The sequence below is a fragment of the Andreprevotia chitinilytica DSM 18519 genome, assembly GCF_000711875.1.
Taxonomy (GTDB): domain Bacteria; phylum Pseudomonadota; class Gammaproteobacteria; order Burkholderiales; family Chitinibacteraceae; genus Andreprevotia; species Andreprevotia chitinilytica.
The window spans coordinates 29,196-38,867 of record NZ_JONM01000024.1 but is presented as its reverse complement, the minus strand read 5'-3'; the positions used below and the strand labels follow the sequence as shown (position 1 = coordinate 38,867).

Below are 9,672 nucleotides of genomic sequence, written 5' to 3'. Positions count from 1 at the left end.
GCTAGAATGCGGCTTTGCTTACAGGGGGAGATCGTTATGAAAGTTCGTTTGAAATGGGTCGAAGCTGTAAGCTTTCTGGCCCAATCTGAATCCGGTCACGCTGTTTTGATGGATGGCCCGCCCGATGGTGGCGGCCGCAATCTCGGTCCGCGACCGATGGAAATGGTGCTGATGGGCATGACCGGCTGCTCGACCTACGACGTCATCCACATCCTGAAGAAAGCCCGTGCCGACGTGCGTGATTGCGTGGTGGAAGTCGATGCCGAGCGTGCCGATACCGACCCCAAGGTGTTTACCAAGATTCACCTGCACTTTGTCGTAACGGGCCGCGCACTCAAGCCAGAGCAGGTGGAGCGGGCGATCAAGCTCTCTGCCGAGAAGTACTGCTCCGCCTCGATCATGCTGGGCAAGATGGCCGACATCACTCACGACTTCGAAATCATCGAAGCGCAGTAACTGCTTGTACCAGCAATAAAAAACCGCCCTCAGGGCGGTTTTTTATTGCTCGATTCACTTGCAATCTTCATACCCAGTACAGCTCAGCGACCCAGACTGCCCTGATGCCACTGCGCAGAAACAATACAGTCAGACGTAAGACGGACTGATCAGCAAAATCAGTGAATACCTTGTTTGCATCAGGTATTTTCAGCAGCACACGCCTTGGCACACCCGCCCAGCCTGACCCAACCAATCAGGTCATCAACACCTGAATAACGGCATTGCCACAGCAAACAACTCATATCCGATACGACAGGGTAGTCATTACCTTCGATACGTTTGTCATCAGCACCTGCAAAGGCAACGGCAAATCGGCCGCCCCGAGCGCCACAGCCTGCTCGGCATGGCTCAGTTCATCCGTATGCATTTGTTCGACGATGGCGCGGCTCTTGGCATCTTGCTGCGGCAACTCACGCAGATGGCTCGCCAAGTGAGCACTTACTTGCCGCTCAGTCTCGGCCAGAAAACCAAGATTCCACTTGTCGCCAATCAAACCAGCCGTCACGCCCATGGCAAAACTGCCGGCATACCACAGCGGATTGAGCAGGCTCTTGTGGCTACCCAGTTCGTGCAGTCGCTGTTCGGTCCAAGCCAGATGCTCGACTTCTTCATGCGCAGCCTCATGCAATGCTTCACGCGTAGCCGGATCACGAGCGGTTAATGCTTGCCCTTGATACAACGCCTGGGCGCAGACTTCACCGCAGTGATTGACGCGCATCAGCCCGGCGGCATGCTGCTTCTGCTCGGCGCTAAGATCAGCCTCGTCGATGTGCGCATCCGGGTGCGGACGCACGCTCGACGCCGGCGCCGCCAGCGTGCGCAATGCGAGGTCGAATTCGCTGATCAATTGGTCGACAGTGGGCAGTTTCAGCACGGTTCGGGCTCCTTGGTTTTGCTCGCCTGGCTACCGATTTTATCACCAGCCCCATGCTATGATTGCAGGCATTTCCCATCTGTTTGGACTAGCACAATGAAGCAATGGATTCTCGTCGCCGCACTGGTTGTTGCCAGCACGTTCGGCTTCGCCGCCGATAGCAAAGCGAAGGCAGTCGGCAAGCCACAAGTCGAATTTGTCACCAGCAAGGGCAAGATCGTTGTCGAGCTGTATCCCGAGATTGCGCCAGAATCCGTCGCCAACTTCCTGCAGTACGTAAAGGACAAGCACTACGACGGCACGATCTTCCATCGCGTCATTGCCGGTTTCGTGGTGCAAGGCGGCGGCATGGATGCAAAGATGAACGAGAAACAAACGCGTGCGCCGATCAAGAACGAAGCACAACAAGGCGTGAAGGCAGGCCTGAAGAATGATCGCGGCACGATCGCAATGGCTCGCACTGGCGATCCCAACTCGGCCACCAGCCAGTTCTACTTCAACCTGAAAGACAACGATTTCCTCAACTGGCCCAGCCGCGATGGCTATGGTTATGCCGCCTTCGGTCGCGTGGTCGTGGGTCAAGACGTCGTCGACAACATCGCCAAAGTGCAAACCGTGCCAGGCGACGTACCGGCGGAACCGATCGTGATCAAGAGCGCGCGTGAAATCGCTGCTGTCGCCACAAAATAACAGCGCCCTGCTCTGTTCTTTGCTGAACCCCAATTTCTGTACCGATTTCTGTAAAGGAACTCACCATGACCCAAGTCAAACTCAGCACCACGCACGGCGACATCGTGCTTGAACTCGACGAAGCCAAGGCACCGATCACCGTCGCCAACTTCGTGCAATACGTGAAGGATGGCCACTACGACGGCACGATCTTTCATCGCGTGATCGACGGCTTCATGATCCAGGGCGGCGGTTTCGAGCCGGGCCTGAAGCAAAAAGACACCCGCGAAACGATCAAGAACGAAGCTGCCAACGGCTTGAAGAATGAGGCCTACACCGTCGCCATGGCCCGCACCCCGGACCCGCACTCGGCGTCGTCCCAGTTCTTCATCAACATCGCCAACAACGACTTCCTCAACTTCCAGACCCCGACCCCGCAAGGCTTCGGCTACGCCGTGTTCGGCAAAGTCGTTTCGGGCAAGGAAGTGGTCGACGCCATCAAGGGTGTGAAGACCGGCAGCAGCGGCTTCCATCAGGATGTGCCGAAAGAAGACGTGGTGATCACCAAGGCCGAAGTACTGGCCTAAGTCGCCCCAAACAGAGAAGCGCGGTCAAACGACCGCGCTTTTTTGTTCCTGCCGGCAATGCTTTGCAGCAACTCCAGATGACCCAACCGATCCTGTTTATCTCCGACTTGCACCTGTCTCCGGCTGATCCGGCGACGGCGGCGGCATTTCACGCCTTCCTCGTCGGGCAAGCTCGCGAAGCGACGGCGCTTTATATCCTTGGCGATTTGTTCGAGGTGTGGATCGGCGACGATCAATCGAACGACCCGTTTTACGCTGAGCAAGTGCGAGCAATCCGGGCACTGGTCGATACCGGCACCCCCGTCTACTTCATGCCCGGCAATCGTGACTTCCTGTGCGGCAACCGCTTCGCCAGCGCCGCAGGACTGGCGCTACTGGCCGACCCAACCGTAATTGCCCCATTCGGCATGCCGGTCTTGCTAGCCCACGGTGACGCCTACTGCACCGACGATGCCGCCTACCAGCGCTTTCGCCGCATCGTCCGCAGCCCTATCACGCAATGGCTGTGGCTACGCCTGCCCTTCTCATGGCGTAACCGTGAAGCGGCGAAATTGCGCCAGCAATCGCAGCAACACAATCGCGCCAAAGCGGATTACATCCTCGACGTGAACGTTCAAGCCGTGGAAGCGGCCATGCAATGGGCCAACAGCGCCACGCTGATCCATGGCCACACGCATCGCCCCGCCCGCCACACCCAAATCAATGGAACGCGCTGGGTATTGCCGGACTGGCACGCCGGCGCCGGCGGTTACTTGCGGCTGGATGAATCCGGCCCCTCGCTCCACGCCCTCGACGATACGATCTGGCCCGGCACACGCTGAGCAAGCGTCAGTATTGCAACTTCCCTGCACGACAACGCCAATCATAAAATCCTGAGCGCCGCGCAATCCGGCAACCTGCCGATTCAAGAAGGAACAAGGATGGACATGATTTTAGGCTGGACCCTGGCCGTCGTACTGATGGTGGTTGGCCTTGTTGGCACCGTGTTCCCGCTGCTGCCGGGCCTACCCTTCCTGTTTGGCGGGATGTGGCTGGGGGCTTGGCTGGACGGTTACCGGCATGTGGGCACCACGACGCTGGTGTTGCTTGGCGGGTTGCTGGCCATCGCCATGGCACTGGATTACGTGGCCGGCGCGCTCGGCGCCAAGAAAGTAGGAGCGACACCGCAGGCGGTGTGGGGATCGTTCCTGGGATCGCTGGCCGGCATCTTCTTCGGCATCCCCGGCATTCTCATCGGGCCGTTCGCTGGCGCGGCATTGGGCGAATTGCTGGCGCGGCGCGATCTGTATCAGGCCGGAAAAGTGGGCGTCGCAACCTGGATCGGCATGGTGGTCGGGGCGATCGCCAAGATCGGTATCGCGTTCATGATGCTGGGCGTATTTGCCGTGGGCTGGTTGCTCTGACTCGGCGTTAGAACCAGCGCCGCAACCAGAAATACGCCCCCAAACCCAGCGTAACCACCCCCATCAACCCGAGCGCGTAGTAGTAACCAAAGTGCCAATGCAGCTCGGGAATATGCTCGAAATTCATGCCGTAAATGCCAGCAATCAGCGTGAGCGGCATGAAGATGGTGGTGATCACCGTCAACACCCGCATCTGCTCGTTCAAGCGTTGCGATTGCTGGGCGCGGTAGGAATCCTGCAGCGTGCTGGCCAGATCGCGCAGCGTCTCAGTGCTTTCGATCAATTGCACCGTATGGTCGTAGACGTCCCGCAGATAGAGTTGCGTTTCGTCGCGGAAGAAATCGGGGTCGTCGCGCTGCAATACGTTGATCACTTCCCGCGTTGGCCACAAGCCGCGTTTCACGAACATCAGCTTGCGGCGCAGCGCCTGGATTTCGCCCAGCTGTGCCGGATCATCACACTCGGCAATGGCATCTTCCAGAATCTCGCTGCGCTCACCCAGCTGTTCGAGCACGGTGTAGTAACGATCAACCAGCTTATCGAGCAGCGCGTAAACGAGGTAATCCGCGCCTAGCCGGCGCACTTGTGACTGGGCATTTTTCAGGCTTTGGCGAATGCCCTCGAAGGTGCCGGTCGGTTGCTCCTGAAAGGTCAGCACCACGCCATGCATCAAGACAATACTGACCTGCTCGCTCTCAACCCGACCGGCATCATCGATGCTGATCAGTCGGGTACTGATGAATACATAACCGGGGTAGACCTCGACCTTGGGGCGCTGCTCGGTATTGAGGATGTCTTCGAGCACCAAGGGGTGCAGGCCAAAGCGGCGGCCGACGAACTTCAGGATCTCGACATTGGCCAGCCCATGTAGATTGAGCCACAGGGTTTCGTGGCGCGGACGAAACTCGCGTCCTTCGTCCAGCGAGGTGAAGGTCGTCTCGACGAAATCACCCTCATTCGGGCCGAATTCGATCAAGGTCGCCAGCGTCGTCTCAGCTTGCTTTTCCCCAACGTACAACAAGGTGCCCGGCTGTAAACCGGCCTTGTCGGCCCGTGGGGTGTGGCGGCTTTTTCTCGGTGCTGCCGAACCGTGACGACCCAAGCCGTTACGACGTTTAGCCACGCCGTACCCGTTCGCCATGCTGGCGCTGCAACAAGTCATACATCACGCCATCGCGCAAACCGCCCAGCGTCACATCCATGTGCTCGATGCCAAATACATCAAACAAGGCTGCCATGATGGCAAAACCGCCCGCCAACACGGGCCGGCGATCAACGCGCACCCCTTGCAGCGTCACCTTGTCGGCATGGCCCGCCGCCAACAATGCGGCGCGGATTCGCGCCATGCTGTCCGCGCTCAGGCCAGCCGGGCTGAAACGGTTGGCGACCGCCACATCAGCGAGCGAACGTGCCGTGCCCGATGTGCCAATCACCTTCTTCCAGCTGTGCGTCTGCAACGCATCCCGCTGCGCCACGACCGCGGCCTTGGCTGCCGCCTCGGCCGTCGCAAGGCGCTCCGCCGTGATGACACCATCAGCGAAATACTGCTTGCTCCACGTCACGCAACCCAGCTGCACGCTACTCATCCAGTCGGTGACGAAACCGCGGCCAACCACCAGCTCGGTCGAACCGCCACCAATGTCGACCACCAGACGGGATTCAGTCGAGCCCGGCAAGCTGTGCGCCGCCCCCAGATAGATCAGCCGCGCCTCTTCATAGCCATCGATGATGTCGATCGGAAAGCCAAGCGCCGCTTCGGCACGTGGCAGGAACTCATCGATATTGCGGGCAATGCGGAAGGTGTTGGTCGCCACGGCGCGGACATGCGATGGCCGCAAGCCAACCAATCGCGAGCTGAAGCGCCCCAGCGCGGCGAGCGCTTCATCACAGCCGCTGGCGCGCAGGTAATGTTTCTCATCGAGCGCCGCAGCCAGCCGCACCGTCTCCTTGAGCGTGATCAGCGGGGTCGGGCGGCCATGGTCGTTGCGAGCGATTTGCAAGCGGAAGCTGTTCGATCCGAGGTCAACAGCGGCGAAGTGCGAAGCGTGAGGCATACGGGGAGCTGGGAACCGGGTGCTGTTCAAGGGAGTGGTGCGGAAACAGGCTCCCACGATAACCGCTGCCGGCTATGCGGTAAATGACTGAATGCCCTACAAAATAGCGCAAGGAAATGGCGCAAATAAGAAGGGCAGCCCAAGCTGCCCTTTTGCTACACACTCACACCCTGTTACTCGGTCGGACCCAGCGCCACGCGGTCCATCACTTCCTGACCCTTGTGGCGAACATCCTGACCTTTGACCAGGAAAACCACCTGCTCGGAAATGTTCACCGCCAGATCACCGATGCGCTCGATGGCCTTGGCAATCCACATGATGTCGAGCATGAAGCTGATCGAACGCGGGTCTTCCATCATGTGCGTGATCAGCTGGCGATGCAGCGCGCGGTATTCGGTATCGAGCTGGTTGTCGGCACGCTTCACTTCAGAGGCCGGGGCCGCATCCAGACGGGCAAAGGCATCGAGCGTCTTGGACAGCATGTCCAGCGCCAGATCGGCCAGATGGTTCAGCTCCTGAAAGCGCGGCGCTTGCAACTTGCCGGCATCGATGATGTTCTTGGCCCGCTGGCAAATACGCGCGGCCTTGTCGCCGATGCGTTCCAGATCTTCCACCGACTTGATTACCGTCATCACCATGCGCAGATCGCCGGCAGCCGGCTGGCGGCGGGCGATCATGTGAATACACATGTCGTCGAGCTGCAGATGCATCTCGTTGACACGGTTTTCTTGCTCCAGCACGTGATCGATCAATTCGATATTGCCGTGGGCGAGCGCTTCCATCGCCTGACGGACTTGCTCTTCAACCAGCCCGGCCATGCCGAGCACATTGGAACGGATAGCTTCGAGCTCGGCGTCGAATTGTTTGGAAATATGTTCGGACATGATGCGCCGGTTCTCCGGGGAACGATTCATGGAAGTTAGCAGGCCAAGGTTACGGTTAAGTTGCAATCATATTTAAAGTCTGACCGCATCCGCCATACCGAAGGCATCAACGGAAGGTTTTGACGCCTGACTGGGTGCCCAGCAGCAACACATCGGCACGACGACGCGCAAACAGACCCGATGCCACAACGCCCACGATCTGGTTGATTTCGCCCTCCAGCTTGGCCGGCTCGCTGATCGACAAGCCATGCACATCCAGAATGATGTTGCCGTTATCGGTGATCACCCCTTCGCGATAGGCCGGATGGCCGCCGAGCTTGACCAGCTCACGCGCCACATAAGAGCGCGCCATCGGAATCACCTCGACCGGCAGCGGGAAGGTGCCGAGCACGCTCACCAGCTTGGTTTCATCGGCGATGCAAACAAACTGCTCGGCCACCGCCGACACGATCTTCTCGCGCGTCAGCGCCGCGCCGCCGCCCTTGATCATCTGCAACTGGTGGTTGATCTCGTCCGCGCCATCCACATACACCGGCAGCCGGTCGATGCTGTTCAGATCGAACACCGCAATGCCCAGCGCCTTCATCCGCGCCACGCTGGCCTCGGACGACGACACACCGCCCACGATGCGGCCCTTGATCTTGCCCAGCGCATCAATGAAGTAATTGGCCGTCGACCCGGTCCCCACCCCGACGATGCAATCATCAGGAATGTAGGCGATCGCGGCTTCGGCGGCGGCTTGCTTGAGCTGGTTCTGGTTGAGCGACATAACAAAAAAACTCCAGATGACGGATTGAACGAATGAGTGGTGAGATGGAAGAACGATTAAGTGAATTGTAGCCCGCGGGCAACGGTGAGGCTGTAGAGGCTTGATCGGATCACGAATAAATCAATGCGGAAATCAATGCGGAAATCAATGCGGAAATCAATGCAGCGTCGCCGCATATTGGCGAATGCCGCTCAGCAGCATCTCGACCGAGATCGCAGTCAGGATCAAGCCCATCAGGCGCTCGAAAGCCGTTGTCACCTTATCGCCCAGCAATTGGCTGATCTTTTCTGAAAACGCCAGCGTGAGGCCGACCACGGTCATCGTCAGCGTCAGCGCCCCCACCCACTCCCACAACCGCGCCGGATCACGCGATACCAGCAGCAGCACGGTTGCCAAGGCAGAAGGGCCCGCGACCAGCGGAATCGCCAGCGGCACGATAAACGGCTCGCCATGATGCGTATCGCCAAGCACGCCACCCGGCTGGGGAAATACCATCCGCAGCGCGATCAGAAACAGGATCACCCCACCAGCAATGCCCAGCGAGGTTTCCGAGAGGTGCATCAACGCCAGAAACTGCTTGCCGACCAGCATGAACACGAACAGCACCGTAAAGGCCACGCTCACTTCACGAATGATCACGCGCTTGTGGCGCTCCGGCGCCACTTGCCGCATCAGCGACACAAACAACGGCATGCTGCCGAGCGGGTCGGTCACCAACAGCAACAACACAAAAGCCGACCAGAACGACGACGTTTCCATGCCCATCCCCACGTAAACCCGCGATGCTAGTCGGCCCGGTGCATGCGGGCAACAGGGGTAATCACTAGCCCCAAGCCGCAGAGCGGTTGCCACCACAGCCCCACAAAACTAGACTAACCCAACTTAGTTTAATCGAGCGCACCATGCAAACCGTCAACATCCACGAAGCCAAGACACACTTATCGCGGCTCATCGAACAGGCCGCCAACGGCGAACCATTCGTGATCGCCAAGGCAGGCAAACCGCTGGTCAAAGTCATGGCATTGAACGCGCCAGAGGCAACGCAAGTGAAGCGGCTGGGCTTCATGGCCGGGCAAATCACCGTGCCCGATGACTTCGACCGAATGGGGAGCACCGAGATCGAACAACTATTCGGTGGTGAAGCATGAAGCTGTTACTGGATACGCATCTGCTGCTATGGGCAGCCGGAGAGCCAGACCGCTTATCCAACGAAGCCCGCACCCTGCTTGATACACCAGAGAACGAATTGTTTTTCAGCGCGGCCAGCTTATGGGAAATCGCCATCAAACACGGACTGGGCCGGGCCGATTTCCAGGTGAATGCACGGCTGCTGCGCCGAGGGCTGCTGGACAACGGCTATAGCGAGTTACCCATCGGTAGCGAACATGCAGTCGCCATAGATAACCTGCCAGCGATCCACAGAGACCCATTCGACCGAATCCTCATCGCCCAGGCATTGATCGAAGGCATCACCTTGCTCACCGCCGACTCCTTGGTAGCACAGTACCCCGGCCCGATACGCAAGGTGTGACTCAATATCGCTCGCTACCTCACTACGTGGGGTCTTCCACGCACTGGCTATTCAATCCACATCTGGCATCCAAGAGCGAAGGCCCACCAAACCCCTTTTGCAAAAAGCGGAATCCGTAGCCCGGACGGCTTCGCCGGCCGGGGTTGGCGCACGTGGCATACGGACAAAAACTCGCAGGCGTTGCCGGGCTCGGCAGATGGCTTGACCCCATTAGAGGGGCTGCGGTACTTTCAACGCGTCGCGTTCAATAGCGCGACCCGGTTTGAGAGCCGGTTTCAGAAAGGCGGACAACCGCTGCAATTGCGGTTTTTTATTGTCCGTCATACCCGAGTTGCGCCCTCTGTGGTGGGTGCTGGGTAGGGGCATCTTCGGATGCGCCGGGTCCTTTCTGCCGGTCTCTCAA

At 58.9% G+C, this 9,672-nt stretch carries 13 protein-coding genes; 7 read left to right on the top strand and 6 right to left on the bottom strand.

Annotated elements, in window-relative coordinates:
• Nucleotides 1–36 precede the first annotated feature (36 nt).
• Complete coding sequence (locus BR41_RS18755; RefSeq protein ID WP_035060070.1) at nt 37–456, top strand: OsmC family protein; 420 nt, start codon at nt 37–39, stop codon at nt 454–456.
• Nucleotides 457–736: 280 nt separating this feature from the next.
• Here BR41_RS18755 and coq7 read toward each other — a convergent pair whose 3' ends face one another.
• Nucleotides 737–1,372 carry a 2-polyprenyl-3-methyl-6-methoxy-1,4-benzoquinone monooxygenase gene (gene coq7, locus BR41_RS18750; RefSeq protein WP_084187414.1) on the bottom strand — a complete coding sequence of 212 codons (636 nt, stop codon included), beginning with the start codon at nt 1,370–1,372 and terminating at the stop codon, nt 737–739.
• Between the two features lie 96 nt (nt 1,373–1,468).
• Here coq7 and BR41_RS18745 point away from each other — a divergent pair, with 96 nt between their 5' ends.
• The 4 genes from BR41_RS18745 to BR41_RS18730 all read left to right on the top strand — a co-directional run bounded on the left by BR41_RS18745 (nt 1,469) and on the right by BR41_RS18730 (nt 4,031).
• A complete protein-coding gene (locus BR41_RS18745; protein WP_035060069.1) occupies nt 1,469–2,062 on the top strand; it encodes a peptidylprolyl isomerase in 594 nt (197 codons plus the stop codon).
• 65 nt (nt 2,063–2,127) lie between these two features.
• Nucleotides 2,128–2,628 carry a peptidylprolyl isomerase gene (locus BR41_RS18740; protein WP_035060068.1) on the top strand — a complete coding sequence of 167 codons (501 nt, stop codon included), beginning with the start codon at nt 2,128–2,130 and terminating at the stop codon, nt 2,626–2,628.
• Nucleotides 2,629–2,705: 77 nt separating this feature from the next.
• Complete coding sequence (locus tag BR41_RS18735) at nt 2,706–3,449, top strand: UDP-2,3-diacylglucosamine diphosphatase (protein WP_051711357.1); 744 nt, start codon at nt 2,706–2,708, stop codon at nt 3,447–3,449.
• Nucleotides 3,450–3,548: 99 nt separating this feature from the next.
• A complete protein-coding gene (locus BR41_RS18730) occupies nt 3,549–4,031 on the top strand; it encodes a DUF456 domain-containing protein (protein WP_035060067.1) in 483 nt (160 codons plus the stop codon).
• Between the two features lie 7 nt (nt 4,032–4,038).
• On the opposite strand, the gene corA is transcribed toward BR41_RS18730, so the two are convergent.
• The 5 genes from corA to BR41_RS18705 all read right to left on the bottom strand — a co-directional run bounded on the left by corA (nt 4,039) and on the right by BR41_RS18705 (nt 8,497).
• On the bottom strand, nt 4,039–5,172 hold the full coding sequence (gene corA / locus BR41_RS18725; RefSeq protein WP_084187412.1) for a magnesium/cobalt transporter CorA: 1,134 nt from the start codon (nt 5,170–5,172) through the stop codon (nt 4,039–4,041).
• Nucleotides 5,147–6,085, bottom strand: a complete 939-nt coding sequence (locus BR41_RS18720; RefSeq protein WP_051711356.1) for a Ppx/GppA family phosphatase — start codon at nt 6,083–6,085, stop codon at nt 5,147–5,149. The genes corA and BR41_RS18720 overlap by 26 nt, the downstream gene beginning before the upstream one ends.
• A 173-nt stretch (nt 6,086–6,258) precedes the next feature.
• Nucleotides 6,259–6,999 carry a phosphate signaling complex protein PhoU gene (gene phoU / locus BR41_RS18715; RefSeq protein ID WP_308417279.1) on the bottom strand — a complete coding sequence of 247 codons (741 nt, stop codon included), beginning with the start codon at nt 6,997–6,999 and terminating at the stop codon, nt 6,259–6,261.
• A 76-nt stretch (nt 7,000–7,075) separates the two neighbouring features.
• Nucleotides 7,076–7,738 (bottom strand): ribose-5-phosphate isomerase RpiA, encoded by a 663-nt coding sequence (rpiA, locus tag BR41_RS18710; protein ID WP_035060065.1) that lies wholly within the window; start codon nt 7,736–7,738, stop codon nt 7,076–7,078.
• A 156-nt stretch (nt 7,739–7,894) separates the two neighbouring features.
• On the bottom strand, nt 7,895–8,497 hold the full coding sequence (locus BR41_RS18705; RefSeq protein WP_035060136.1) for a MarC family protein: 603 nt from the start codon (nt 8,495–8,497) through the stop codon (nt 7,895–7,897).
• 143 nt (nt 8,498–8,640) lie between these two features.
• On the opposite strand from BR41_RS18705, the gene BR41_RS18700 reads away from it, so the two are divergent.
• The gene (locus BR41_RS18700) at nt 8,641–8,886 is read left to right on the top strand and encodes a type II toxin-antitoxin system Phd/YefM family antitoxin (RefSeq protein ID WP_035060063.1); all 246 of its coding nucleotides are present in this window, start codon (nt 8,641–8,643) and stop codon (nt 8,884–8,886) included.
• Nucleotides 8,883–9,269, top strand: coding sequence for a type II toxin-antitoxin system VapC family toxin (locus tag BR41_RS18695; RefSeq protein ID WP_035060061.1), 387 nt, complete (start codon nt 8,883–8,885; stop codon nt 9,267–9,269). Before BR41_RS18700 ends, BR41_RS18695 begins: the two co-directional genes overlap by 4 nt.
• Nucleotides 9,270–9,672: the final 403 nt, after the last annotated feature.